The sequence below is a fragment of the Massilia brevitalea genome (assembly GCF_030711405.1).
Lineage (GTDB): Bacteria > Pseudomonadota > Gammaproteobacteria > Burkholderiales > Burkholderiaceae_D > Telluria > Telluria brevitalea.
Genome location: NZ_JAULSI010000034.1, coordinates 1 through 25,467 on the forward strand (window position 1 = coordinate 1; position 25,467 = coordinate 25,467).

Here is a 25,467-nt window from a genome sequence, read left to right on the forward strand (position 1 = left end):
AGCCGGTGGGGTTTTGTTTTTGAATACTTCGTGCCGGACAGCGGGGATTGAGCCCACGGACGAAACGGACGCGTAGGGGTGAGTGGGGAATTCGAACTGCGCAGCAGTGAGCCGACGAACGCCTTTGCGCATGCAGGCGCAAAGGCAGCAGGGGTTTCGAGCTGCGCAGCAGCGAGCCTGCGAGCGACCTTGCGCCTCCGGGCGCAAGGGCTCTTCGATTCGTCCGATTAAGGGAATCGCGAAGCGATTCCTGCAGTTCGCCTCCACCAGTATTCAAAAACAAATCCCTGCCGGCGCAAGCCGGTGGGGCTTTGTTTTTTAAATACCTATGCCGAACAGCGAGAATTGAATTCAAGACTGCACGGATGCGGGACAAGCAGGGATTTCGGACTGCGTGGCTGCAAGCCTGCAGATGACCATGCGCTAACTGCACAAGATCCTTCTACTCCACCTGGCTCGAAGATGTCGAACAAGGCTTGGATTCTTGCCTCTTCAATCCCAGATGCACCCCATTGCCTTAAGCACAATCAAATCGTCAGCTTCACCATAAACGCACAATGACCTCCCGCACATACCCGGAGGCATCATGGCAAGCGACGCATATCTGCAGCTCGATGGCATCAAAGGCGAATCCCAGGATCAGGGGCACACCGACTGGATCGAAGTCTCGGGAGTACGGTGGGGCATCCAGCAACCGAAGTCCGCGACAAGCTCCACAGCCGGCGGGCACACGGCGGAACGTGCCGAGCTCACCGATATCACATTTGAAAAGATCGCAGATCTCGCATCGCCTATCCTGATGCAGACCTGTGCAATGGGAAAGACCATACCCAAAGCGAAATTCGAGTTCATGCGCGCCGATGGGAACGGCGAGCCCATCAAGTATTTTGAAGTCGAGCTGGAGAATGTCCTCATCGGCATGATTTCACCTTTGCTCAGCGTCGGACTGCATCAGGAAACGGTTGGCCTCAAATTTTCCCAGGTGAAGTGGCGCTATACCAAACAGAAAGTCGGCGGTGGTGCCTCCGGCAATACTGCTGGAAGCTGGAACCTCGCCACAAACCGAATGGCATGACATGCCGCATATTTATCCGGAAGTAAAGAAACTCGAGGGTAAGGATAAGATCGGTGATGGAAACTGCGTAGCACTCGTTCAGGTACTGACAAAAGTAGGCCACACTAGTACGTGGCGGCCAGGCGAGCGCGTTTTGGATGCGATGGTGATCGCTCCAGGCACCGTCATCGCCACGTTTGAAAATGGCAGATATCCGAACAGGTCAACCGGGAACCATGCTGCGCTTTACCTGTACTCCGGTCCGCGCAGTCAACAGACTGGCAAGCCGCAATACATCGTGGTAATGGACCAGTGGACCCGAAAGCCAAAAATCACTGCACGCAGCATTTATCCACGTGGAGCGCAGTTGCATTCGGCAGGAAACCGAATCGACGATTCCGATAACGCCGACCATTTCTACGTCGTGAAATGAAAACACTCTTACTTGCGATCTTTTCCCTAAGCCCTCCGGCATTCGCTGCAGAGCAGCACATCGAATGTCCTGCCCGCTATCCGGCGGAAGACATCGCGCTTCCACAAAGCGGACAATGGGAAACCGGCCTCGTACCTGCCGGGATTCCACTCGACGGCGGTGGCATGTACGCCGGACCGATTCAACGTCGTGGTGAACTGCGCGGGAGCGAACGGCGCATCAAGGGCGGCTTTGTCACGCACTTCGGCTTCGGCCGCGATCAGCGTCCGCCCGGAAAATGGTTCGTCTGCTATTACGGACATGTGCAACTGATGCGCCGTGTAGCGGATACTGCCACGGCATGTGAGCTGACACACAAGAATCCAAAATTTCCAGATGCGCCAACTGTAAAACTCATCTGCCGGGATTAAGGCGAGCTGGCAAGGATAACCGGCGCATACAGTCGCTGACGTATCGAAGAGGAGGCAAGCAAGCGAGCATTGCGCCGGTACTTGCCGGCGCAATATCGATACGCTTCAGATCACGAACTCGCCCCCGCATCCGCAGCCTGCGGATCCATCCGCAACGCCTTGAACAAAGCATCGTTAAACGCCGGAATATCGTCCGGCTTGCGGCTCGTGATCAGCTTGTCGTCGATCACCACCTCCTGGTCGACCCATTCCGCCCCGGCCGCACGCATGTCGTCCTGGATCTCGGGATAGCTGGTCAGGTGCTTCGACTCGGCAATCCCCGCGTCGATCAACACCCACGGCCCGTGGCAGATCGCGGCCAATGGCTTGTCCTCGGCGTAGAAATTCCGGACAAACGCCACCGAGTCCGCATCCTTGCGCAGCAGCTTCGGATTTTCTTCGCCACCCGGCAGCACCAGCGCATCGAAGTCGCCCGGCACCGCATCCTTGACGTTCATCTCGACCTTGAAAGTATCGCCCGGCTGGTCGTGGTTCATACCCTGCACTTCCTCGCCCACGCCCTTTGGCGAAACCAGAATCACCTGCGCGCCCTGCTCTTCAAGAAAGCTGCGCGGCCCCGTGTATTCGACCTGCTCCACGCCGTCCGTCATCAGCACGGCAATGCGCTTGCCCTGCAGCGTGCGTGCCACGCCGACGCCTTCGACTGCCTGGTCAACGCCGCCATGATTACTCTGTTCCATACGATCTCCTCAAGATGAATAACTGTGAATCATTTGTTATCGATTGTAGGAGGCCGCATCCGGAAATGGCGCGCGCTACGCGGCGCGCTACGCGACGCGCGGATTAAACGCCAGGTCGCGCGCCATCGCCTGATAAATCGCCCGCGCCTTGTCGTTGTCGGCCGGCGGCAGCACCACTTCCAGCACCAGGAACAGGTCGCCCGGCGTCGCCGCAGGAATTCCCTTGCCCTTCAGCCGCAGCTTGCGCCCGCTCTGCGAGCCGGCCGGCAGCGCCACCTCGACCTTGCCCGATGGCGTCTGCACCGATACGCTGCCGCCAAGCGCCGCTTCCCACGGCGTCACCGGCACCGTTTCGTACACGTGCGCACCGTCCACGCGATACCGCGCATCCTGGGAGAACTGGATTTCGAGATACAAGTCGCCCGGGCCGGCGCCGCCATGCCCCTCGTGCCCCTGCCCCGCCAGGCGCAATTGCTGCCCCGGCGTCACGCCGCGCGGAATGCTCACGTTCAGCGTCTTGTCGCGCAACACCGTGCGTCCGCGGCCGTCCTGGTGCGGCACGCGCAGGTTCACGGTACGCGTCGCGCCGCGATAGGCATCGGCCAGGTCGACCGTGATGGCGGCGTGGATATCGTCGCCGCGCATCTGGAAGCCGCCGCGGCGCGACCCGCCCGCCTTGGCGAACAGGTCGGCAAAGAACTCGTCGGCGCCGGTGCCGCCGAAGTCGAAGTGCCCATTCCAGTCCGGCGACGCATCGAACTGTTCGCCAGCGTATTGGGCACCCGCGTAGGCACGGCCGCGCGCATCGTAGGCGGCGCGCTTGTCGGCGTCGCCAAGCACCTCGTAGGCTTCGTTGATTTCCTTGGTCTTCGCGTCGGCGTCCTTGTGCTTGCTGACATCGGGGTGGTACTTGCGTACCTGCTTGCGGTACGCCTTCTTGATGTCGTCCGCTGACGCTGTCCTGTCGACACCAAGGGTTTCGTAATAGTCCTTGTATTCCACAGTGCACTCCCAAAAGCAGTGTTCACGAATGGTTCCCATATGGGGCCGTCAATACGAAATTAAAGACGGCGCGATGCCAACTTCGCCTGCACCATTGCGGCGCACGCCAGACACCTGCCCTCACAAGATTAGCAAGTAGACAGTAAAATCGAGGGTTTCCAAGAACAAGAAATCCGCCTCATGACCACCAGCGCCACACTCAGCAATACTCTCTCTCCCGTCCGCGCCGAAATCTCCACGCTCTGGAAATTGTCCTGGCCGATGCTGGTCGGGCAGCTGGCAACGGTGGGCATGGGCGTGGCCGACGTGGCGATGACCGGCCACGTCAGCGCCGAGGAGCTGGCTGCCGTGTCGCTGGGCGCCTCGGTGTGGTCGATCGTGCTGGTCACCGTGATGGGCACGATGATGGCGATTAACACCGTCGTCGCCCACGAGATCGGCGGCGGACGCTACGACAAGATCCCGCACTCGGTGCGCCAGTCGCTGTGGAAGGGGCTGATCGTTGGCCTGGTGGCCTGTCTCGCGGCCAACCTGGCCACCCTGCTGTTCGACCACATCGGCCTCGACCAGGCGGTGGCCGCCCGCGCCGCGCTGTTCCTGCACGTCACCAGCGTCGGCATGCCGGCCTTTGCCTGCTACCGCGCTCTGTACGGCTACACGACCAGCATCAACCAGACCAAGCCGATCATGATCATCGCCATCTTCGGGCTGCTGTTCAATATCGCCAGCAACTGGCTGCTGGTGTTCGGCAACTGGGGCTTCCCGCAGCTGGGCGCGGTCGGCTGTGCGGTGTCGACTGCCGTCGGCATGTGGCTGATGCTGATCGCCATGGTGGCATGGATCAAGCTCTCCAGCGCCTACCGCATGACCTACCCGTTCACGAAGATGGAAGGTCCGGACTGGAAAGAGATTCGCGAAATGTTCCGCCTCGGCTTGCCGATCGGCGTGACTTATTTTGCCGAGGTCAGCGCCTTTGGCCTGATCAGCCTGCTCGTGGCGCGCTTCGGCGTGGTGCAGGTGTCGGCGCACCAGGTGGCGCTGAACTTTTCCTCGCTGGTGTTCATGGTGCCGCTGAGCTTTGGCATCGGCCTGCTGACGCGCGTCGGCCAGGCGATGGGCGAAGGCAATCCGGTGCGGGCGCGCTTTGTCGCCTGGGTCGGCGTCGGCATGTCGGTCGCCTTCGGCGTGCTGTCGGCTGCCTTCATCGCGATCTTCCGCTGGGAAATCGCACGCGCCTATACCTCGGACCCGGCGGTGCAGGAAGCCTGCGTGCACCTGCTGCTGTTCGCGGCGCTGTTCCAGCTGTCGGACGCCACCCAGGTCGCCACCGCCTCGGCGATCCGCGGCTACCAGGTCACGCGCGCGCCGATGATCATCCAGCTGGTTGCCTTCTGGGGCTTTTCGCTGCCGCTGGGTTATATCCTCGGCATTGCGCCGGCCTGGTTCGGTCTGTCGCCGGCAGCGCCGATGGAGACCACCGGCTTCTGGATCGGCCTGGTGCTGGGGCTGACGATTGCCGCCGTGCTGCTGACCTGGAGTTTCGATCGCCTGTCGCGCCAGCGGGTCCGCGCCGCGCAGCACGCGGCGTAAGGAGGAGCCTTGCCGTTCCCTGCGACCTGCGGCCTGCGCAGGGAACGGCAAGGCTCCTCAGCGTTTGACCTCGATGCGGTTCTTGCGGTATTCCCACTTGCCGAACTCGCCAAATGCCGGCTCGTCGACCAGGTCGTCGACCGCATCCTGCTCGCGCTTCATACGGCGCACCAGCGCCTTGTCGGTCAGCGGCACCTTTGTCGCTTCATAGATATCGCGCCGCAGCGTGCCGTCGACGCCCTGCGTGAGCACCGTCAGCCGGCGCGCTGCCGGGTCGAAGGCCATGCGCTCGTGCCAGGTGTTGCGGTCCTGCAGATACATTTCGCCGTTGCGCCATTGCGCCACGTAACGCTGGCTGCATACTTCCTTCGGGCTCTTTTTCCATTCGCAGGCATGGAGGATGGACACATGCCGGTCGTCCAGCTTCTTGATCGCGATGCGGCCCTTGGTATAGGCCCAGTTGCTGTCGGGCTCGGTGGTTGACGAGACCAGCTCGTATTGGCCCTCGAACTGGGCCATGGGCAGCGCGACGGCGGTCGCGCTCATGCATAGCGCAGCCAGGGCGAGGCCGGCGCGCAGGGAAAGGCGTGTGGTCATGGTTCTCCTTATAAATTTACAAATAGTATAAGTGCAATCTCCATTTGGCTCAGCACGGCGCAGGCTGGTTGCTAACCGTGATCGTTACTGCTTTTAGGGTCCCACTCTGGTATTGTCTCGTCCGTTGCATTTAGCTAATTTTAACGAGACACACAATGCGCTTAATCCTTTGCCTGCTGGCCGCACTCGCGGCTGCGCCCGCCTCGGCGGAACGCCTGACGCTCGACCGTATCCACGGCGAACCTTCGCTTGCCGGTCCCGGCGTGAAAACCCTGAAGGTGTCGCCCGACGGCGAGCGCGTGACCTTCCTGCGCGGCCGCGACGACAACCAGTTCCAGCAAGACCTGTGGGAATACAACATGAAGGACAAGACCACGCGCCGCCTGGTCGACTCCAAGAAGCTGGTCCCGAACGAGGAACTGTCGCTTGAGGAAAAGGCGCGCCGCGAACGCGCGCGTACCGCCAGCCTGTCGGGCATCATCTCGTATAGCTGGGCACCTAGTGGCAAGCAGCTGCTGGTGCCGATCGCCGGCGACCTGTACCTGGTCGACGTCGCCAATCCCGACACCGCGCGCAAAGTTGCATCGGGCAATGTGCTCGACCCGAAGATTTCGCCCAGGGGCCGCTACGTTTCCTTCGTGCGCAACCAGAACCTGTTCGTCATCGACCTGAAGACCGGCGCCGAGCGCCAGCTGACCCAGGATGGCAAAGGCACCGTGCACAACGGCGAGGCCGAGTTCATTGCGCAGGAAGAAATGGACCAGACCACCGGCTACTACTGGGCGCCGGACGATTCCGCCATTGCGTATAAACGGTATGACGAAGCGCCGGTGCCGGTGGCGCGCCGCTTCGAGATCTTTGCCGACCGCACCGAAGTGATCGACCAGCACTACCCTGCCGCCGGCGACCCGAACGTGCTGGTGGATTTGTTCATCGTCTCGCCTGACACCGGCGTCTCGCGCAAGATCGACCTCGGCGCCGACAAGGACATCTACCTGGTGCGCGCCGACTGGAGCGCGGACGGCAAGACCCTGGCCTACCAGCGCCAGACGCGCGACCAGAAGCGCCTCGACCTGGTGGCCGTGGACGCCGCCACCCTGGCCCAGCGCACCCTGCTGACCGAAACCTCGCCGACCTGGGTCAGCATCCACAACGACCTGCGCTTCCTGAAGGACCGTTCGGCCTTCATCTGGGCATCCGAGCGCAGCGGCCGCAATCACTTGTATTTGTATGATTTGAACGGCAAGCTGATCAACGCGATTTCCAGCGGCGAATGGGGTGTCGATAACGTGCTGGCCGTCGACGAGAAGGCCGGCAAGGTGTATGTGTCGTCGAACCGCGACGCCGTCATCGACAAGCAGACCTATGCGCTGGCTCTGAACGGCAGCAACGCCAACAAGCCGGCCCGCATCAGCAAGGGCGACGGCTGGCATGAGGCTGCCTTCGCAGGCAACGGCAAGATTTTTGTCGACACCTATTCGAGCCCGACCACCCCGCCGCAAGTGTCGATCCGCCGCGCCGATGGCGCCATGGTCGAGTGGCTGCAGCACAATGAGCTGAACGCGAGTCACCCGTTCGCGAAGTACCTGCCCGATTTGCTGCCGACCGAATTCGGCACCATCAAGGCGCACGATGGCCAGACCCTGCACTACTCGATGATCAAGCCGGCCAACTTCGATGCGACGAAAAAGTACCCGGTCTTCCTGTTCACCTACGGCGGCCCGCACTCGCAGCGCGTGACCCGTACCTGGGGCAATTACTTTGACCAGTACATGGCCCAGCAAGGCTTCGTCGTATTCCGCCTGGACAATCGCGGCTCGAGCCGCCGCGAGCGCCAGTTTACCGATGTTATCTATAACAACCTCGGCAAGAACGAAGTCGAAGACCAGGTCACGGGTGTCGATTGGCTGGCCCAGCAGAGCTTTGTCGATCCGAAACGCGTGGGCGTGTTCGGCTGGAGCTACGGCGGCTTCATGACCCTGCGCCTGCTGGCGGCAGCGTCGGACAATATCGCGATGGGCGTGTCGGTGGCGCCGGTCACCGACTGGTCGCTGTACGACACCCACTACACCGAGCAGTTCGTCGGCGCCACGCCGAAGTCGGATCCGGACGCCTACGCGCGCAGCGGCGTGTTCGCCCACCTGGATGGCTTGAAGTCACCGCTGCTGCTGATCCACGGCATGGCTGACGACAATGTCCTGTTCACCAACAGCACCCGCCTGATCGACGAACTCGTCAAGCGTAACGTCCAGTTCGACCTGATGACCTACCCGGGCGCCAAGCACGGCATCTCGGGCCGTACCAGCCAGCGCCACGTGTATGGCTTGATCGAGGCCTTCTTCAAGAAAAACCTGGGCGGGACCGCAGCAGAATGATTTAACGCCCAGTTGCCATTGTTGTTGCCAAAAAGGCCGGAAGCCGCATGAACAGTGGCTTAACCGGCCTTTTATTTTTCCTAATGGAAAAAAAGTCTTTCTCTGTTGTAATTATTTGTTCTGTAATTACGAAAAAAGTCAACGCTATTTGTCGTCTTTATGCAACGGCGTTGAAATTTTTTTTGTGTCGAATTTCGTCACGAAATCCACTTTCTTTCCTATGAGAAGTATTTGAACTGAACTCGGCTGTTTAGGTTTGCTGTAACAAATTATGTCCGCACGGAATTAATTCCGCACGGTATTCTGCGTATTCCTGATCTCACAGACGCTCTTTCCGGAGCGCGCACTCCAGAGGAATACCAATGCAATCGATCCGCTTCAGCACCACCCGCATCGCTTTCGCCGCCTCCGCTCTCGTGCTCGGCGCCGCCATCGCAGCACCGGCTTCGGCCGCCACCCTGAGCGTTGGCGCAGGCAAGACCTACGCCACCCCATGCAAAGCCTTTGCCGCCGCCAAGGCCAGCGACATCGTCGAAATCCAGGCCGGCACCTACTCCGGCGACGTCTGCGCAATTTCCGCCAGCAAGCTCACCATCCGCGGCGTGAACGGTCGTCCGCACATCAAGGCCGGCGGCAAGAATTCCGGCGGCAAGGCAATCTGGGTCGTGCGCGGCAATGACATCACGGTCGACAACGTCGAGATGTCGGGCGCCGCCGTCCCGGACAAGAATGGCGCCGCCCTGCGCCTCGAAGGCACCAACTTCACGCTGCGCAACTCGTTCCTGCACGACAACGAGAACGGTGTCCTAAGCGGCGTGAACGAAGCCAGTACCGTGACCATGGAATACAACGAGTTCGGCCATAACGGCCGCGGCGACGGCTACACCCACAATGTGTACATCGGCAAGGTCGCGAAACTCTACTTCCGCTACAACTTCTCGCACGACGCAGATGTCGGCCACAACCTGAAGACCCGCGGTTTGTACAACATGATCGCGTACAACCGCTTCTCGAGCCTGCGCTTGGGCGAAACCGGCAGCACCGCAGCCGGCAAGCCGAGCTACGAAGTCAACGTGCCGAACGGCGGCACCACCTATCTGATCGGCAACGTGATCCAGCAACCGGCGTCGAACAACAACCCGGCCATGGTGTCGTATGGCGAAGAAGGCGTGGGCACCCGCAAGACCGACCTGTACGTGATCAACAATACCTTCGTGAACGACGAAAGCGCGCGCGGTACCTTTGTGACGATCCGGAATGCGACCACGCCAGCCAAGCTGATCAACAATATCTTCGTTGGCGGCGGCACGGTGACCGCCCAGGCCACGGCAGTCCAGAAGACCAACTACCGCTCGGTGGCAGGCAACTTCGTCAACAAGGCAACGTATGACCTGCGTCCGGCGACGCCTGCGCAGATTGCCAATGCCGGTTCGAACCCGGGCAACTCGGCCGGCGGCCTGGCCCTGAAGCCGACCGCGAGCTACAAGCACACCGCAGCGTACTCGACCCGTTCGACCCTGGGCGGCTCGATCGACATCGGCGCCTACGAAGTCCAGTAACGTCCCGGCGGCGAAGTAAACATGAAACGGGCCCCGTGCGTCTGAGACGCCGGGGCCCGTTTTCGTTGCCGGCCGCCGCCGGCCGGGGTAACCCAGCGCGGCCTGGCGGCAGACGCAGCTTAGACGCGGTCGATGCCGTCTTTCAGCGTTTCCTTCGCATCGCCGTATTTTTCCTGGGTCTTGCCTTCGACCTGGTTCTTCAGGCCCTTGGCTTCGGTTTCAGGGCTGTCGACCAGCTTGCCAGCTTCTTCCTGGATTTTGCCGCCGATGTCTTTCAGTTTGCCTTTGACTTGATCTTCATTCATGGTCGTTCTCCTTGCGTGATAAGCGCGGTCGATGTGCCGCGCGATGGGTCCAGAATACGCCGCCTGATCCTGCCCATCTGTACGGCCACGCACACAGCTCGTCCATATCGTAGGAATGCACGTTGATGCTCATCCATGCGCCAGTTGTCGTTACGTGATGGTAATCTGACATTATCCTTTTGATAATCGAGCACCCGCATGAACGAACAGATGTCCACCCTTCCCGACCGCGACGAACCTGAGGCCGCACCCAAGCGCAAGCTGATGAAACGCACCGCCATCATCGATGGTATCGGCGTCCTCTTCATCCTCGGCCTGGCCGCCGTCTGGTTTGCCGCCGACGCCCTGCTGCTGCTGTTTGCCTGCGTCCTGTTTTCGGTCCTGCTCTATAAACTGAGCCAGCTGGTGGCGCGCCATACCGGCATCAAGCGGCCCATCGCCCTGGCCATCGTGGTGCTGCTGCTGTTTGCCGTGATCGGACTGGGCGGCTGGGCCATGGCGCCGCAGATTGCCGAGCAGTCGAACAAGCTGGCCGAGGCGGTGCCGCAGTCGATCGGCAAGCTGCAGGAATTCGTCCAGCAGCATCCGATCCTGCAGCGCCTGGCCTCGGAACTGCCGGCGCCGGAAGAAGCCGTGAAGCAGATGTCCTCGATGATGCCGAATGCGGGGCTGTTCTTTACCGGCATCTTTGGCGCGATCGGCAATGTGGTCATCATCATGGTTGTCGGCATTTATTTCGCCGCCTCGCCGCACCTGTATACAAGCGGCTTCGTCAAGCTGGTACCCCAGCCGAAACGCCCGCGCGCGCGCCAGGTGCTGCAGAAAATGGGCGGCAATTTGTCCAGCTGGCTGCTGGGCACCTCGGTCTCGATGCTGATCGTCGGCGTCGTCACCTCCGTCGGCCTGAGCCTGCTGGGCGTGCCGCTGGCCCTAATCCTCGGCATTATTGCCGGGCTGCTGGATTTCGTTCCCTACGTCGGCCCCATCATGGCCGGCGTGCCGGCGGTGCTGATTGCGTTCTCGATCAGTCCCGACATGGCCTTGTACGTGGTCCTGCTGTTCGCCGGCATCCAGGTGGTGCAGGGCTACATCCTGCAGCCGATGATCGAATCGCGCGCGGTCGACCTGCCGCCGGCGCTCATCATTGCGATGCAGCTGGTGTTCGGTACGCTGTTCGGCTTTGCCGGCGTGGCGCTGGCGACGCCGCTGACGGCTGCGCTGAAGGTGATCGTGCAGATGCTGTACGTGGAAGATATGCTGGGAGACAAGATCGAGGAAGACGACAAGTCCTGACCGGCGGCACGGGCGCGGATTACGTCCCGGTATAAAACAAAACAACCGCGACGTATCGCGGCTGTTGTTCATTGAATGGTCAGGATGGGCGAGGCGCGCTTAGCGGTTGCCCTTGACGATGTCCTTCAGGTCGCCCTTCTTCTCCTGGACCTTGCCTTCGGCCTGGTTCGACAAGCCTTCGGACTGCTGCTGGCGGTTGCCCACGGCTTCGCCGACCTTTTCCTGGATCTTGCCGCCGATGTCCTTGGCCTTGCCCTTGATCTGGTCTTCGTTCATGACATAACCTCTTTGATGTAGTGAAACGAAGTCACACCTTAAGCCGGATGATTGGACCTCTCTGTGCGCTGGTTAACATTGGGTTTGCGCCACAAACTGGCCAGCCAGGGCTGCTGTTCGCGCGGCAGGCCTTCCGGCCGGTAGTAATGATGCAGCGGGACGAAGCCCGCCACGGCCAGGTGCCGCTCCCATGTTGGATAATCGTAATAGCTGCCGTAGCGCGGCCCGTTCCAGCCCTCTTCGTTGTGCCCGCGCGGGTTCGAACTGAACAGCACGCCGCCCGGCTTCAGGGCGCCGTGCAGCGCCGCCAGTACTTCGGGCAGCGCCGCGCTCGGCACATGGAACAGCGAAGCGTTCGCAAACACGCCGTCGAAGCTGTCTGGCGGCAAGTCCAGGTGCAGGAAGTCCTGGTGCCAGACCTCGCAGCCGCTGTACGCGCGCGCCATGGCCACGAACTCGGCCGAACCGTCGAGTCCAACCGCACGGTGCCCGAGCGTGCTGAAGGTTTTCAGGTCGCGCCCCGGCCCGCAGCCCAGGTCGAGCAGCGTGAACGGCGCTGGCGCCTCGATGGCCGCCAGCAGCGCCCCGATGTTCTGGCTGACGTCATGGTCGATCGTTCCGGCAAAGAATTGCCGGGCGTTGCGCTCGTAATGCGCGAGCGTGCGGCGTGTGATGCCGTCCAGGGCGCCAGGGGCGTCGTCGGCACCGTGGGCGCCGGGGTCGTTGGCCTCCCTCATCACCAGATCCGCACCCGGTCTTGCGGCGCCAGATACAGCGTTTGCCCCGGCTTGACGTCGAAGGCCCGGTACCAGCCGTCCAGGTTACGCACGATGTAGGTACGATACTGGGCCGGCGCGTGGCCATCGGTCAGCACGGCGCGGCGCAGCGAGGCTTCGCGCATCTTGGTGCGCCAGCCCTGGGCGAAGCCGGTAAAGAACTGGCGCTCGCCATCGCTCCCCGCAGCCTTGCCCGCCGGCGAGGCTGCATACGCGTCGAAGGCTGCCTGCAGCCCGGCCAGGTCGGCCAGGTTTTCGCTCAGGGTCAGTTGCCCGTTCACCGCCAGGTCCGGGAAAGGTTGATAGGTGTTGTACTGCGCCACCAGCTTGCCCGACGCGGCCTTGAAGTGGGCCAGGTCTTCTTTCGTCCACCAGTCGCGCAGGCGGCCCTGGGCATCGAACTGGGCGCCCTGGTCGTCGAAGCTGTGGCTGATCTCGTGCCCGATGATGGCGCCGATCGCACCATAATTGGCGGCGTCGGATGACTTCGGGTCGAAGAACGGCGGCTGCAGGATGGCGGCCGGGAAGTTCAGCGCGTTCTGCAGCGGCAGGTTCACGGCGTTCACCAGTTGCGGCGGCATGGCCCAATCCGTACGCTGCGGCTTCCTGCCGAGCTTGGCCAGTTCCTGCTCGTAATGGAATGCCTCGGCGCGGACGGCATTGCCAAAGGCGTCGTCGCGCTTCACGTTCAGGCCATCATAGGATTTCCACTGGTCCGGATAGCCGACGCCCACGTACAGCGATTTGACTTTTGCCTGGGCCTGGGCGCGGGTGGCCGGCGCCATCCATTCCAGCTTGTCGATGCGCGCGCTGAAGGCCTCGATGATGTTGGCGACCATCTTTTGTACGCGCGCCTTGTCTTGCGCCGGAAAATAGCGGCCCACATAAATCTTGCCGACGGCTTCGTCCATGGCTTCGTTGGTGGCGGCCAGGGCGCGCTTCCAGCGCACCGATTGCTGCGGGGTGCCGGTCAGGGCCTTGCCGTTGAACTCGAAACGCTGGTCGGCAAAGGCTTTCGGCAGCAGGCTGGCGTAGCCATTGAGCTTGTGGAAGGCGAGGTAATCGCGCCAGACGGCAACGTCGGCATGTGCCAGCAAGCGCGCGGCGCCCGTCACCGCGCCCGGATGGTAGACCTGGAAGCGTTCCTGGCCGGACAGGCGTGCCGCCTTGAAGAAGGCATTCCAGTCCACGCCCGGCGCTCTGGCGGCGAAATCCTTCAGGGTCCAGACATGGTTCGATTTCTGGATGTCGCTCGACTCCTCGCGCGTGGCGTGGGTTTGCGCCAGCGCCAGTTCGAGTTCGAATACACGGGCGGCGCGTTCGTCGCTCTTGTCGAAGCCGGCCAGCTTCAGCATGGCGGCGATGTGCTGCTGGTACTTGGTGCGCAGCTCGGCCATGCGCGTGTTGTTTTCCAGGTAGTAGGCGCGGTCGGGCATGCCCAGGCCGCCCTGCAGCAGGTAAGGCAGGTTGCGCGAGGAATCGGTCAGGCCTTGCGCGACCCATACACCGAACAAATTCTCGGTGAAGAAATCGGTGGCGTTCAGCGGGTCGACGTCGGCGCGCACTGAAGCGCCCAGCGCGCGCACCAGCGCCGCCTTGTCCTTGATCGCGGCGATCTCCGCCAGCATCGGCCTGATCGGGGCCAGTCCGCGCTTCTCGATGGCGGCCTCGTCCATGTAGGCAGCATAGAAGTCGGCCACCTTGCGCGCTTCGCCGGACGTCCCCTTGGCCGCGCCGAGTTCCTCGATCATTTTCGCGATGCGGGTATTCGTGTCTTCGGCCAGGGCGCCCATGGCGCTCCAGGAACCGCGGTCGGCCGGGATCTCGGTCTTGGCCAGCCAGTCGCCGTTGGCATAGGCGAAGAAATCGTCGCCGGGCAAGACGGTCATGGCGGCCGGCTTGTCGGCCTTGGTGGCGGCGGGTGCGGCAGGTGCAGCGGCCTGGGCAGCGGCGAAGGCCGGCGCACCGCAGGCGGCGCCAGCGAGGGCCAGGGCGACGGCGGTCCTGGCCAGGGTCCAGCGAGTATTCATGTGCTTCCTTGTGTTGTTCGGTGACCTTGCGATGGGTTTGCAGCGGCGCGGATGCGTTTGTTCGGCGTCCTCGGATTCGACCCGGCGTTCCGGACCGAAGTTCTTCGGTCACATATTGTCCATCATATCGCCATGACGCAAATCAGAGGGACCTGCAGCGGAGGCGGGTGTTGATAAAAAAATTTTCTAAAAAATGTAGCAAAAGGCCTAAAGTTTCCAACAACACTGCCGTAAAAGGAGGACAACCGGTAATCCGGCCGGAAAAAATTGTCGCGGTGCCAAGATGAACCAGAACGAAGTCCTCGCTATGTACGAAAATATTGCCGGCCTGACGGGCAAGATGGCTGGCGCCGCACAATCAGGTGACTGGAACGGTTTCGACACGCTGCAGGGCGAGTGCGCCACCCAGGCCAGCGCCGCCGCAACCGGCGTCCCTGCCCTCGAGGGCGCCCGCCGCCTGCGCAAGATCGACCTGCTGAAGCAGATCATGGCCAACGACCGCGCGATCCGCGACATCACCGAGCCATGGATGGGCCAGCTCGACCGCGCGATGTGCGCGCACTGAGCCGGATCTGCTCGAACGAACAAGGCGCCTGCGGGCGCTTTTTTGTTGGGCGGGTGGTATGGCCTGGAAAACCAGGCAAGCAACAAAAAAGGCGCCCATGGGCGCCTTTGCTTTGCTGCACGCGGAATGCATCCGTTTGCATGAATTCGGAGAGCGAACACCAGGCTAGTCCCGGTGCCGCCTCTTTGCCGGTTGCATCCGGCGTCGACTGCCGCTGTTGGCAGACAACCGCTTCCGTACACAGGCATCTTGCGACGTACATCTGGTTCCCGCGCCACGCTATCGGTGGTGGCTGCGCCAGATCCTGAGGCCGTTTTTTGTGGTTTTATTAACCAGCGAATTCAGTATAACCGAATTTTTCAGCTTGTGTAGACCAATTCGTGCGCGCCCATTTCGGCCCTGCCGGCGGCTCATTCCGGCTGGGTAAGCGGCTGGGCAAGCGGCTGATCGTCGGCGGCTTGCGGTTCGGTACGCGCAGCTTGCGCCGGGCGCTTTCGGGGCCGCAACGCCGCCAGGCGCGCTTTCAACACGGCCATCAAGCTCGGCTTCGCCGGCCCGCCGTCCTGGGGCAATACCACTACTTCCGGTTCGCGCGCCGTCCTCAGTTCCTTGCCGGCAGCCGCGCGGCGGCGGCGCCACACCAGGAACAGGCCGGCCAGCGCCAGCAGGCCCGCCAGCGCGCCGCCGATGGCCAGCCAGGGCAGCGGCTCTTCCGGCGGTGCGGCCGGTTTCGGCTTGCGGTGGATGCGCGGCGCTGCCTTTGGGCCGGCATCCGCCTTGGCGTCCGCCTTGGCATCCAGCTTGGCATCCGGCTTGGCCTGCGCTTTCGCATCGAGTTTCGCATTTGCCCGGGCGACGGTTTCGGCATCGGCTTCGGACGCCGATTTCACGCCGGCTGCCACCTGCAGGACTTTCACCTTGTCCTCGAGATGGCCGAGTTCCTGGCGCAAAGCCTCGTTTTTCGCACCCAGCACGGCGCAGGCGTTGGACTCGGCAGCAGCCGGGGCCGAGGCCGGAGCGCAGGCTGCGGGCGCTGCTGATCCCGTCGTCTTGGCAGCTTCGGCATCCGGTTTCACGGCTGGCCTGGCAGCGGCAACGGCCGGCTTCGTCGGGGTGGCATGCGCCGCGTCCTCCGCAGGATCCTCATTGGCTGTGGGCTGGACAGCTACGGGAAGGCGTTTTGGCGGCGCGGGCTTGTGCACAGGCACCGCGGCCTTGGCAGCCTTGGCCGGTTGCGCGGCTACCGCGGCAGGCACGGCGGGCTCGGCAGCCGGCGGGGCAGGAACCGGGGTAATGACCGGCGCCAGGGCGAGCGCAGCGACCGGAACAGGCGCCGGCGGCGGCGCAGGATTCGGATCCGGTGTCAGCCATAGCGTCACCAGGCGTACCGAGCGCTGGCCGCCATCGACCAGTTCCAGGTAGACGTGCAAGTGCTTGCTTTCAACCGGTTTGACCGAAGCCAGACGCAGGAACTGTTTGCCGCCCTGGCGGATCACAGCAATGTCGAGACCGGAGAGCACCGGCGGCATGGCGATGTTGGCGCCGCGGTAGACGTCCGGGCGGGCCAGATGGGCCTGTACCGGTTTCGATGGCTCCTCGACGGAAGTCAGCTCGACGTCGGCGGCCAGCGGCTGGCCGATGTACGACAGCACGCGGGCGTCGCCGAGCTCCGCAGCGTGGGCAAGGCCAATCGCCGCGAACGGAAGCAGCAGGACGGAAAGCAGGTAAAAAGGGCGAATTGCCATATGCGGGGATGAATTTGTAGCCTCAGCGTAATTAACGGGTGTTGCGCTACACTCTTTAGCTCCAGCTTTGAAATAACAGGACCGCCAATGGAAAACCGTATCGAAAAAGACAGCTTTGGCCCGATCGAGGTAGCGTCCGGCCATTTGTGGGGCGCCCAGACCCAGCGCTCCCTGCACCACTTCCACATTTCCACCGAAAAGATGGCGCCGGAACTGGTAGCCGCGCTGGCCCAGGTCAAGCGCGCCGCCGCCGCCGTCAACCGCTCGCTCGGCAAGCTGCCGAAGGACAAGGCCGACGCCATCATGGCCGCCGCCGACGAAGTCCTTGCCGGCAAGCATCCCGAGGAATTTCCGCTCGCCGTGTGGCAGACCGGTTCTGGCACCCAGAGCAACATGAACATGAACGAAGTGCTGGCCAACCGCGGCTCCGAGCTGATGGGCGGCGAGCGCGGCGAAGCGCGCCTGCTGCACCCGAACGACCATGTCAACATGGGCCAGTCCTCGAACGATATCTTCCCGACCGCCATGCACGTGGCGGCGGCGCTCGCCGTCTCCAAGGAAGTGCTGCCGGCCCTGGCGCGCCTGCGCAGCACCTTCACCGTGAAGTCGCGCGACTTCGCCGACATCGTCAAGATCGGCCGCACCCACCTGCAGGACGCCACGCCGCTGACGCTGGGCCAGGAGTTTTCCGGCTACGTGGCCCAGCTCGAATTTTCCGAATCCGCGATCCGCGCTTCCCTGCCCGGCCTGCTGGCGCTGGCTGCGGGCGGCACCGCGGTCGGCACCGGCCTGAACGCGCACCCCGAGTTCGCCCCGCGCATCGCCGCCGAGCTCGGCTCGCGCACCGGCTTGTCGTTCAAGAGCGCGCAGAACAAGTTCGCCGCCCTGGCCGGGCACGACGCCCTGGTCGCGGCCCACGGCGCCTTCAAGACCCTGGCCGCCGCCCTCATGAAGATCGCCAACGACATCCGCTGGATGGCGTCGGGCCCGCGCTCGGGCCTGGGCGAAATCACGATCCCGGAAAACGAGCCGGGCAGCTCGATCATGCCGGGCAAGGTGAACCCGACCCAGTGCGAGGCGATGACGATGCTGTGCTGCCAGGTGTTCGGCAACGACGTCGCGCTGACCATTGGCGGTTCGCAGGGCAACTTCGAGTTGAACGTGTTCAAGCCCATGATCGCGCACAATTTCCTGCAAAGCGCGCGCCTGCTGGCCGATGGCATGCGTTCCTTCGACGAGCACTGCGCCCAGGGCATCGAGCCGAACCGCCAGCGCATTGGCGAACTCATGGAGCAGTCGCTGATGCTGGTGACCGCACTGGCGCCCCACATCGGGTATGATCGCGCCGCGCAGATCGCCAAGCATGCGGAGCACGAAGGCATCACGCTGCGCGAGGCGGCCCTGCAATCGGGCCACGTCAGCGCGGAACAGTTCTCCGAATGGATCGTTCCGATCGACATGACGCGGCCTGACCCGGCGTAAGGACGGTGTGGGGCATGCGCGCCAACAGAAATGGCGTCCTCAACCGTACGCCCCACAATTTTTCCCGAGGATAGAATGCAAAAGACAACTTTCGAACTGACATCCGAGTTCGTCGAACTCAACCAGCTGCTGAAACTGGCGGGTTTGTGCGACAGCGGCGGCGCTGGCAAGAACATCGTGGCCAGCGGCGCGGTGTCGGTCGATGGCAAGCAGGAACTGCGCAAGACCGCCAAGATCCGCACCGGCCAGACCGTGAGGGTGGGCGACGTGCAGATTTCTGTGGAGTAAAGGGGCTGCCGGCCTGAGCTTCATGCGTTTGAGATCAGACAAACGCGACCGGTAGTCCTTGCTTATATTTTAAGAGCGGCTGGCAATACCCTCGGGGCGAGACACTGCAACCTGGCCCTCGGGACATTGCCCGGCACTCCAGGATGTGACTAACCGGTTGAGGTGAACGCAATGAATACTCCGGACGACAACCCCCAAACGCAGGAGCGGCTGATCGGCGACCTGCGTCTCGTGATCGAAAACGCGGAAGAGCTGCTGAAAAACACCGATCACTACACCAGCGTGCTGTACCAGAATGCGCGCACCAAGCTGTCCATGGCGCTGAATGCCGCCAACGAGGAACTCGAACGTTTCGAGGATGCGCAATTGACGCGCATGATGGAAGCCACGCGCCTTGCCAATGAACGTTTCGCCGACAACTCCGGCGAAGCGCGCGTCCTGCGCGCGTTTCACTGAGCGCATACAACAACGCCGCGTCGTGACGCCGCGTTTGCCATTCAGGCCGTGGTATTGATGGTGTTGCCCAGATGAGCCGGCAGGTTCTGCGCCGGCTGCGGCGGCTGTATACCCTCCAGCAACTGAGCGGCGTGCGAGCGCTGCATGTCCTGCTGCTTCTTCAGCATGGTCACCGCAACTTCCTGCTTGTTACCGGTTTCGGCCATGGTGGTGGACAGCTTGGCGATGGCGAGGACGTCCATATCGGTCTCCTGTAGAGGGTTATCCTTTCTTAACGGCTCAACCCCGGCGAACTTTAGGCTTTGTCATCATCCAATTGCTGAGCCAAGCCAGGACGCTGTCGCGGGCATTCAGGTCCAGCCACGCCGTGCCGGGCGCGAGTGCGTCGGGCGCAGGGGCGTCCGAGGCCACGGCCACCACCAGCGGATCGTCGACGTGCAGCGGCGGTTTCCCCAGTCCGGGCCGAAACACTTCCAGTTTGGGCAGTGCTTCCCATTTATAGCCTTCAACCAGGGTCAGGTCGGCCGGACCAAGGCGCGCCAGCTGCTCGCGCAGGCTCGGTTCTTCCGCGCCGCGCAGTTCGCGCATGATGGCGTAGCGGTAAGGCGAGGCGATCATCACCTCGGCCGCACCGGCCATGCGCAGGCGCGCGCTGTCCTTCTGCGGCGGTTCGAGCACGATGTCGTGGTGGCTGTGCTTGACGATGTTCACGCGCAGGCCGCGCTGCGCAAGGGCGCCGACCAGGAATTCGAGCAGGGTCGTCTTGCCGCTGCCCGACCAGCCGACCACGGCCAATACCGGGCCAGGGCCCGGGCCGTCGTCAATACCCGACACGATAGCGGGTACCCCGGTAGTTCATGACCGCATACTTCGGCATCAGGCGCTCCAGCACCAGGCCGGGCGCCAGCTCCTCGCCTTCGCGGCGCAGCATCTTGTCGACCAACAGCAAGCGGTCGGCGGGATTCGGCGAATAGATATAGCCGCCGACACTGACCCGCGGCACCTCGCGCTGTATCGCTTCCGGCAATTGCTGCAGGGTGCGCAGGTTTTCCTCGGCCGGCTCGGGCGCGCGCGCCACCGGCGCCGGGTCGGGCGCACGTGCGGCAGGCGCCGGCAGGTAGACCGCTTCCGGACTGGAAGCGGCGACGCTGGCAGGCGCCGGAGTGTTCCGGGCAGCCGGGGCCGCCCTGCCATCCGGCTGGGTGGACGGGCGCGAACGCGCCGTATCCCCGGCAGGCGCCGCCGCGTTTGCCGGCCGCGCCGCGGGCGCCGCTTCGGCGGCCGTCACGGCATTGGCGGCCTGGCGCGGGGCTTGCGCAGGCAGCTCACGGAGCGCCGCGGCGGGGGCCGCCGCGCTCGGCGATGCTGCGCCGGCAGTCGGCGCCGGCGTGTTTGGCGATGCCGCCAGGGTGCCTGCAGCCGGTGCCGAAGTCGGAGCTGGCGCAGTGGACACAGGCGCTGGCGCACTTGCCGCCAACGAAGGCGCCTGCGCAGCCGCATCCGTTAAAACCGCCGGCGCCGGGACAGCCGCCCCGGCCGATGCAGCCACCCCACCCGTCCCCTGCGCGGTGGAAGCCGGCACGGCCACCTGCGGCGCAGGCGCCTGGGAGCGCCAGGCCAGTACGCCGGCGATACCGGCAATCACGATCCCGGCTGACAGCCCGACCAGCAGCGGCTTGCGGCTGGCGCCGGCAGCCGGCGCGGGAACATGGCTGGGCGCCGGCGTATGGATATCCGGGGCGTTGCCGAGCTGGCGTTCGGCCTGCGCCTTCTTGAGTGCTTCGAGAATGTACGACATTTATTGTCCCGTCCTGGCGGCGGCGAGCAGGCGCGGCTCGTTCACGCCGCCGAGCTGATTCAGGCGCATGAAGGTGCGCGGCCCGGCCACGCCGTCGGCCTTCAGGTTCTGTTTGGCCTGGAATGCGCGCAGCAGTTCCTGGGTGTGGGTACCAAAGGCCTGGCGCGCCGGCGGCGGTGCAGTGCCGTCCAGGCGCGCCAGCTGGGCAGCGAGCCAGTCGACGTCCGGCCCTTCGTCGCCGGCGGCGACCTGGTCGCGGAAGCTGCGCGGCACTTTCCAGAAGGTGGTGAACTCGCCGGTGAAACGCAGCGCCAGCGCGGCCAGGTCCATGCGCTCGCGCTTGGCGCCGGCCTCGAAGGTCGCGGCGCCTTCGTCCATGCCGGTGAGCACCGCGTAGTGCGTCCTGGCGCCGTCGCGCAGGGTCAACACGGCGGGACGGTCGAGCTGGCGCAGCTCGAACAGGCCGCCCTTGCCCTGGTGGCAACGCAGGTTGCGGCGCAGCGCCGCCTGGCAGGGCTCGCCCGCCGGCAACGCTTCTCCCCACAGCCCGGCCAGCACGCGCAGGGCCGCGGCTTCTTCGGCGCGCCCCTGCGGCAAGCCCGCCCTGGCTGCCGGGGCGGCAGGCGCTCCAACCGGTTTGATTTTTTGTGCCGGGACAGCCGGTGCGCTCGCTACTTGTGCCGGTGCGGCGCCATGCGGCAGCACCTGCCAGGCGGCTGCGGCGCTGAGCACGGCGCCGGCCAGCACGCCGCCCGCCACCAGCGGCCAGCGCGGCGCACGGGCCGGCGCCGCCGCTTCGCCGGCAAATACTTCGCCGGCAGCGGTGCGCAGGATCTTTTTCGTCACCTCGCGGCTGTTCTCGACATAGGCGCCCAGCAGCGCGCGGTCGCACAGCAGGTTGATGCGGCGCGGGAGGCCGTGGGTGATGCGGTGCACGAACGGCACGGTCGCATGCGGAAACACCGCCGCGCCCTGGAAGCCGGCCACTGCCATGCGGTGCGCGATGTAGGCGCCGGTTTCGGGCTCGGACAGCGGCCCCAGGTGGTAGCGCGCGATCACGCGCTGGGCCAGCTGTTCCAGTTCCGGACGCGCCAGCATGGTGCGCAGTTCCGGCTGGCCGATCAGGATGATCTGCAGCAGCTTGCGCTCGCTGGTTTCGAGGTTGGTCAGCAGGCGCAGCTGCTCCAGCACCTCGGCCGACAAGTTCTGGGCCTCGTCGATGACGAGCACGTTGTTGCGTCCCTGGGCATGCGACGCCAGTAAATAATCGTTGATGGCGTCGACATAGGCCTTCACGCCACCCTGCCCTTGCGGCACGGCGATGCGGAATTCCTCGCACACCGACTGCAGCAGCTCGGCCACGGTCAGCTTCGGGTTGAAGATATAGGCGAGGCGGCAATTTTCGGGCACCTGCTCGATGAAGCAGCGGCAGACCGTGGTCTTGCCGGCGCCGATCTCGCCGGTCAGCAGCACGAAGCCGCCACCGCTGCCGATCCCGTACAGCAAGTGGGCCAGCGCCTCGCGGTGGCGCTCGCTCATGAACAGGTAGCGCGGGTCGGGCGCGATCGAGAACGGCGCGCCCTTCAGGCTGAAATAGTGGTTGTACATGCGAAGCTAGGGTGCCGGCGGCAAGGGTTTGTATCTTGCGCAGTATATTTTGGATTTGTTGTTCTGATAAGCGATGACGCTGCCGGGGTTTGATACGCGTAAGGGATAGGGCGAGGCGTCGACCGCGCGGTGGCGGATGCCGGCGCTGGTGCGGATCGCTTCGGCCAGCTCGTCCGGCTTGCTGTCGGCGACGGCCGCCACGAACACCAGTTCGCCTGTGTCGTCGCTGACCATGACTTCCTGCACCGGCTTGCCCCACAGGGTGGCGTCGAGCTTGAACCAGTACGCGCCCTGTTCGTGCTTGTAGGGCGGGCCGAAGGCAGTGCTCAAGTAGGCGTGGAAATAAGCATTGTCGAGCTGGCTGCGGCAGAGCAAGGCGCCGCCCACGGTCGGCTCGAAGGTCGATGGCAGCGCCGCGGCGCCGGCCCAGGAACAGGCGCAAGCCAGCGCCAGCCCCAGTACGGCAGCGATGCGCACCCGGCCCACGCTCACGCCCTCGACAGCCAGTTGCGGTTGGCGGCGATCTTCGCCTTGGCCGTGGCCGGCAAGGCTTCGTAGCAGCCCGGATGCTGCTTGAGGGCGTGTTCGCGCACCTCTTTCTCGAGGCCGTTCACGATAAAGACGTAGACAATGGCGCCGGTGTTGTTCTTGCGCGTGCCCATGTAACGAATCACTTGTTTATCCTCTCTCTCGCCCCGCTTGCGGAAGGCACATTATGACATCTCGCCGCCCCGCCCGGCACGCAGGCAAGCTTCTTACATGGCCTTGCCCCGCACCGGGCGCCAGGACGCGCTGTTATCTTGCAGCCAATCCTCGATCAGCTTGCGGTTATCGTGGCGCCACGGGTGGAAGCGCGGCGACAGGTAGGCCAGCACCGGTTTCGCCAGGTGCCAGGCCAGGCCGCTGCGCCCAAACCAGGTATTCACTGCGCTGCCCCAGGTGCGCAGGCGGAACAATTGCCCGTCGTTGCGCAGGTTGTGCAAGGTCTGCATGAGGCTGTCGTAGGCAAACACCATGCTGGCGTGCAGGAACCACGCCACCCGGCGCCGGTAGCCGCCGCCGGCCGCCACGTAGGCGTCGAAGGCCACGCCCTTGTGCTCGGTTTCCTCGACCGCATGCCAGTACCACAGGGTTTTCATGTGCGGCTCGGCGCCGGCCAGCCAGTCGGGGTGGCGCAGCACGCCATCGGCCAGCACCGCCGTGTAGTGTTCCAGCGCGCAAGTGATCGCCAGGCGATCCAGCACTCCCAGCTTATCGACACGGGCGAGGCGTTTCTTGAGTTTTTCTTCGCGCGTATAAGGCAGGCCGTGGCCTTCGAGCTGTTTGTTATACAAGGCGTGCAGGTAGCGGTGGGTCGCTTCCTGGCCGATGAAATCCTTGACCTCGGCGCGCAGCACTGGGTCCGTCAGGCAATCTTGGGGCACGTCGCGCACCGCATCGATGAACAATTGCTCACCGCGAGGGAAGCTCATCGACAAGGCATTGAACAATTGGGTGCGGTAAGCGTCGCTACCATTCCAGTGGCGGCCGAAACCCTGGGACAGGTCGACGTCGATCTTGCGGACAGTCAGGCTGGACATGCGAACTCCTCGATATGACGTGAGATGCGAACGACGGGACCAGAAAACAAGCGCGGCTCAGCTCCCTTCTTCGACCGCTGGCCCCTCGGTTTTGTTCGTTCGTCGGTTGAACCGCGTATGTTCGTTCAGTTTCGCCTATCGTGGACGCTGTGTTCATCACAAAAACAACAAAGGAAACCATGAATAGCCAACGCAAGCACATTGCCCTCGCTGCCGCCCTGTGCGCCGGCCTCGCCCTGCTCCACCCCGCCGGCGCCCAGGACAGGCGCGGCGCCCACACCACCGAGAAGCGTACCGTACCGGCCTTCGACGCCATCGAACTGTCCGGACCATTCCGCGTGATCGTCAACGAGGGGCCGCCAGGCCTGGAACTGTCGGGCGATCCGGCGCGCCTGGCCGACATCGAGACCACGGTGCGCAACGGCAAGCTGGTCGTGCGGCAAAAGTCGCGCTGGACTATCCAGCTCAGCTTCGGCAAGAAGAACGAGGAAGTCGTGGTGCGCATCGGCGCCACCGGCCTGCGCAGCCTGGACACCAGCGGCAGCGGCGACGTCGAACTCGAGCGCGTTGCCGGCCCGCGCTTCACGCTGACTTCCAGCGGCCCGGGCGACGTCCATGCCCGCGGCGAAGTGCGCGAGCTGAGCGTTACCAGCAGCGGTAGCGGCGACCTCGATTTGCGCCGGCTGCGGGCGGACAAGCTGGAACTGGACATGTCCGGGCCCGGCGACGTGCAGGTGGCCGGCATCGGCAGGGAACTGGCGGCGCGCGTCAGCGGCTCGGGCGACCTCGAGGGCGAGGACTTGCGCCTGGAGCGGGCCGTGGCGCGCCTGAGCGGACCCGGCGATGTGAACCTGCGCGGCAGTGCGCGCGCGTTGCGGGTCGAGGTCAGGGGATCGGGCGACTTCGACGGTTGCCGGCTGGAGGCCGAGCGCGTGGAGTCGGTGCAGAACGGGCCTGGGGATGTTTGCGTGGCGGGCAACATTCGCCAGTTCGAGGGCGAGGTGCAGGGATCGGGCGACCTGGAAGCGCGTGGGCTGCAGGCGGGGCGCGCCGTGCTGCGCATGGGTGGGCCGGGGACGGCTACCCTGAGCGGCACTGCCGACGAGCTGCGTGCCGAGCTGAGCGGGTCGGGCAGCCTGGAGGGGCGGCGCTTGACGGTGCGGCAGAGCGATATCAGTGTGCATGGGCCGGGGAGTGCGAGGGTGAGTCAGGTGCGGGATGGGCGGGGTGAGGTGGTGGTGGTGGAGCGGAATGGGAGGAGGAATGGGGGGTGATGGGGCGTCGCAGCGGCGCCCGTCCGATGCGTGAAACGTGAATAACGTAGGGTGGGCGCCCCGTGCCCACGCGTAAAGCGTGAGCGGTGTTAACGTTCTGATTGCGTCGCGTATGTGCATTTGGACGGCTAACTCTGCTCATCGTTCCGCGTGGGCACGGAGTGCCCACCCTACCATCGTTCCGCGTGGGCACGTTCGTCATTGATGCCGCAGGCATCAATGACCCCACCC

At 63.9% G+C, this 25,467-nt stretch carries 27 protein-coding genes; 12 read left to right on the forward strand and 15 right to left on the reverse strand.

Annotated elements, in window-relative coordinates:
* Positions 1–586: 586 nt before the first annotated feature.
* From QWL29_RS19525 to QWL29_RS19535, 3 genes are read left to right on the forward strand one after another with little or no spacing between them, the layout of a single operon-like run.
* A complete protein-coding gene (locus QWL29_RS19525; protein WP_305824545.1) occupies positions 587–1,075 on the forward strand; it encodes an Hcp family type VI secretion system effector in 489 nt (162 codons plus the stop codon).
* Position 1,076: 1 nt separating this feature from the next.
* A complete protein-coding gene (locus tag QWL29_RS19530; RefSeq protein ID WP_305824546.1) occupies positions 1,077–1,487 on the forward strand; it encodes a BPSL0067 family protein in 411 nt (136 codons plus the stop codon).
* On the forward strand, positions 1,484–1,897 hold the full coding sequence (locus tag QWL29_RS19535; RefSeq protein WP_305824547.1) for an STY0301 family protein: 414 nt from the start codon (positions 1,484–1,486) through the stop codon (positions 1,895–1,897). The genes QWL29_RS19530 and QWL29_RS19535 overlap by 4 nt, the downstream gene beginning before the upstream one ends.
* A gap of 110 nt (positions 1,898–2,007) precedes the next feature.
* On the opposite strand, the gene QWL29_RS19540 is transcribed toward QWL29_RS19535, so the two are convergent.
* Together QWL29_RS19540 and QWL29_RS19545 are read right to left on the reverse strand one after the other, a co-directional pair.
* A complete protein-coding gene (locus tag QWL29_RS19540; protein WP_305824548.1) occupies positions 2,008–2,637 on the reverse strand; it encodes a type 1 glutamine amidotransferase domain-containing protein in 630 nt (209 codons plus the stop codon).
* 87 nt (positions 2,638–2,724) lie between these two features.
* A complete protein-coding gene (locus QWL29_RS19545; RefSeq protein ID WP_305824549.1) occupies positions 2,725–3,639 on the reverse strand; it encodes a DnaJ C-terminal domain-containing protein in 915 nt (304 codons plus the stop codon).
* A gap of 180 nt (positions 3,640–3,819) precedes the next feature.
* Here QWL29_RS19545 and QWL29_RS19550 point away from each other — a divergent pair, with 180 nt between their 5' ends.
* Positions 3,820–5,229, forward strand: a complete 1,410-nt coding sequence (locus QWL29_RS19550; protein WP_305824550.1) for an MATE family efflux transporter — start codon at positions 3,820–3,822, stop codon at positions 5,227–5,229.
* A 57-nt stretch (positions 5,230–5,286) separates the two neighbouring features.
* On the opposite strand, the gene QWL29_RS19555 is transcribed toward QWL29_RS19550, so the two are convergent.
* Positions 5,287–5,826 (reverse strand): hypothetical protein, encoded by a 540-nt coding sequence (locus tag QWL29_RS19555; RefSeq protein WP_305824551.1) that lies wholly within the window; start codon positions 5,824–5,826, stop codon positions 5,287–5,289.
* A 155-nt stretch (positions 5,827–5,981) separates the two neighbouring features.
* Here QWL29_RS19555 and QWL29_RS19560 point away from each other — a divergent pair, with 155 nt between their 5' ends.
* A complete protein-coding gene (locus QWL29_RS19560; protein WP_305824552.1) occupies positions 5,982–8,201 on the forward strand; it encodes a S9 family peptidase in 2,220 nt (739 codons plus the stop codon).
* A gap of 362 nt (positions 8,202–8,563) precedes the next feature.
* Positions 8,564–9,760, forward strand: a complete 1,197-nt coding sequence (locus QWL29_RS19565) for a right-handed parallel beta-helix repeat-containing protein (protein WP_305824553.1) — start codon at positions 8,564–8,566, stop codon at positions 9,758–9,760.
* Positions 9,761–9,879: 119 nt separating this feature from the next.
* Here the strand turns inward: QWL29_RS19565 and QWL29_RS19570 are convergent, their stop codons facing one another.
* A complete protein-coding gene (locus QWL29_RS19570; RefSeq protein WP_305824554.1) occupies positions 9,880–10,065 on the reverse strand; it encodes a CsbD family protein in 186 nt (61 codons plus the stop codon).
* Positions 10,066–10,263: 198 nt separating this feature from the next.
* Here QWL29_RS19570 and QWL29_RS19575 point away from each other — a divergent pair, with 198 nt between their 5' ends.
* A complete protein-coding gene (locus QWL29_RS19575) occupies positions 10,264–11,358 on the forward strand; it encodes an AI-2E family transporter (RefSeq protein ID WP_305824555.1) in 1,095 nt (364 codons plus the stop codon).
* Between the two features lie 99 nt (positions 11,359–11,457).
* On the opposite strand, the gene QWL29_RS19580 is transcribed toward QWL29_RS19575, so the two are convergent.
* Genes QWL29_RS19580 through QWL29_RS19590 form a run of 3 tightly spaced genes read right to left on the reverse strand, consistent with a single transcriptional unit; the run spans position 11,458 to position 14,440 of the window.
* The gene (locus tag QWL29_RS19580; RefSeq protein WP_305824556.1) at positions 11,458–11,634 is read right to left on the reverse strand and encodes a CsbD family protein; all 177 of its coding nucleotides are present in this window, start codon (positions 11,632–11,634) and stop codon (positions 11,458–11,460) included.
* 38 nt (positions 11,635–11,672) lie between these two features.
* Positions 11,673–12,371 carry a class I SAM-dependent methyltransferase gene (locus QWL29_RS19585; protein ID WP_305824557.1) on the reverse strand — a complete coding sequence of 233 codons (699 nt, stop codon included), beginning with the start codon at positions 12,369–12,371 and terminating at the stop codon, positions 11,673–11,675.
* Complete coding sequence (locus QWL29_RS19590) at positions 12,371–14,440, reverse strand: M13 family metallopeptidase (RefSeq protein WP_305824558.1); 2,070 nt, start codon at positions 14,438–14,440, stop codon at positions 12,371–12,373. The genes QWL29_RS19585 and QWL29_RS19590 overlap by 1 nt, the downstream gene beginning before the upstream one ends.
* Before the next feature lie 283 nt (positions 14,441–14,723).
* Here QWL29_RS19590 and QWL29_RS19595 point away from each other — a divergent pair, with 283 nt between their 5' ends.
* Positions 14,724–15,005 carry a flagellar protein FliT gene (locus QWL29_RS19595; protein ID WP_305824559.1) on the forward strand — a complete coding sequence of 94 codons (282 nt, stop codon included), beginning with the start codon at positions 14,724–14,726 and terminating at the stop codon, positions 15,003–15,005.
* 410 nt (positions 15,006–15,415) lie between these two features.
* Here the strand turns inward: QWL29_RS19595 and QWL29_RS19600 are convergent, their stop codons facing one another.
* On the reverse strand, positions 15,416–16,750 hold the full coding sequence (locus QWL29_RS19600) for a FimV/HubP-related protein (RefSeq protein WP_305824560.1): 1,335 nt from the start codon (positions 16,748–16,750) through the stop codon (positions 15,416–15,418).
* A gap of 87 nt (positions 16,751–16,837) precedes the next feature.
* On the opposite strand from QWL29_RS19600, the gene fumC reads away from it, so the two are divergent.
* From fumC to QWL29_RS19615, 3 genes are all read left to right on the forward strand, one after another.
* Entirely contained in the window at positions 16,838–18,232 is a 1,395-nt protein-coding gene (gene fumC, locus QWL29_RS19605; RefSeq protein WP_305824561.1) for a class II fumarate hydratase, read from the forward strand.
* Positions 18,233–18,307: 75 nt separating this feature from the next.
* Positions 18,308–18,520, forward strand: coding sequence for an RNA-binding S4 domain-containing protein (locus QWL29_RS19610; protein ID WP_305824562.1), 213 nt, complete (start codon positions 18,308–18,310; stop codon positions 18,518–18,520).
* Between the two features lie 171 nt (positions 18,521–18,691).
* Positions 18,692–18,976 carry a DUF883 domain-containing protein gene (locus QWL29_RS19615; protein WP_305824563.1) on the forward strand — a complete coding sequence of 95 codons (285 nt, stop codon included), beginning with the start codon at positions 18,692–18,694 and terminating at the stop codon, positions 18,974–18,976.
* A 41-nt stretch (positions 18,977–19,017) separates the two neighbouring features.
* Here the strand turns inward: QWL29_RS19615 and QWL29_RS19620 are convergent, their stop codons facing one another.
* From QWL29_RS19620 to QWL29_RS19650, 7 genes are all read right to left on the reverse strand, one after another.
* Positions 19,018–19,218, reverse strand: coding sequence for a YjfB family protein (locus QWL29_RS19620; protein WP_305824564.1), 201 nt, complete (start codon positions 19,216–19,218; stop codon positions 19,018–19,020).
* Positions 19,219–19,255: 37 nt separating this feature from the next.
* Positions 19,256–19,810 carry a molybdopterin-guanine dinucleotide biosynthesis protein B gene (mobB, locus tag QWL29_RS19625; protein ID WP_305824565.1) on the reverse strand — a complete coding sequence of 185 codons (555 nt, stop codon included), beginning with the start codon at positions 19,808–19,810 and terminating at the stop codon, positions 19,256–19,258.
* A complete protein-coding gene (locus QWL29_RS19630; RefSeq protein WP_305824566.1) occupies positions 19,797–20,774 on the reverse strand; it encodes a general secretion pathway protein GspB in 978 nt (325 codons plus the stop codon). The genes mobB and QWL29_RS19630 overlap by 14 nt, the downstream gene beginning before the upstream one ends.
* A complete protein-coding gene (locus QWL29_RS19635; RefSeq protein ID WP_305824567.1) occupies positions 20,775–22,382 on the reverse strand; it encodes an ExeA family protein in 1,608 nt (535 codons plus the stop codon).
* Positions 22,383–22,388: 6 nt separating this feature from the next.
* Positions 22,389–22,874: a hypothetical protein gene (locus QWL29_RS19640; protein WP_305824568.1), complete on the reverse strand. Its 486-nt coding sequence runs from the start codon at positions 22,872–22,874 to the stop codon at positions 22,389–22,391.
* Entirely contained in the window at positions 22,871–23,056 is a 186-nt protein-coding gene (locus QWL29_RS19645) for a hypothetical protein (RefSeq protein WP_305824569.1), read from the reverse strand. The genes QWL29_RS19640 and QWL29_RS19645 overlap by 4 nt, the downstream gene beginning before the upstream one ends.
* Positions 23,057–23,137: 81 nt before the next feature.
* Positions 23,138–23,962 (reverse strand): metal-dependent hydrolase, encoded by an 825-nt coding sequence (locus QWL29_RS19650; protein ID WP_305824570.1) that lies wholly within the window; start codon positions 23,960–23,962, stop codon positions 23,138–23,140.
* A 179-nt stretch (positions 23,963–24,141) separates the two neighbouring features.
* On the opposite strand from QWL29_RS19650, the gene QWL29_RS19655 reads away from it, so the two are divergent.
* Entirely contained in the window at positions 24,142–25,236 is a 1,095-nt protein-coding gene (locus QWL29_RS19655; RefSeq protein ID WP_305824571.1) for a head GIN domain-containing protein, read from the forward strand.
* Positions 25,237–25,467 lie beyond the last annotated feature (231 nt).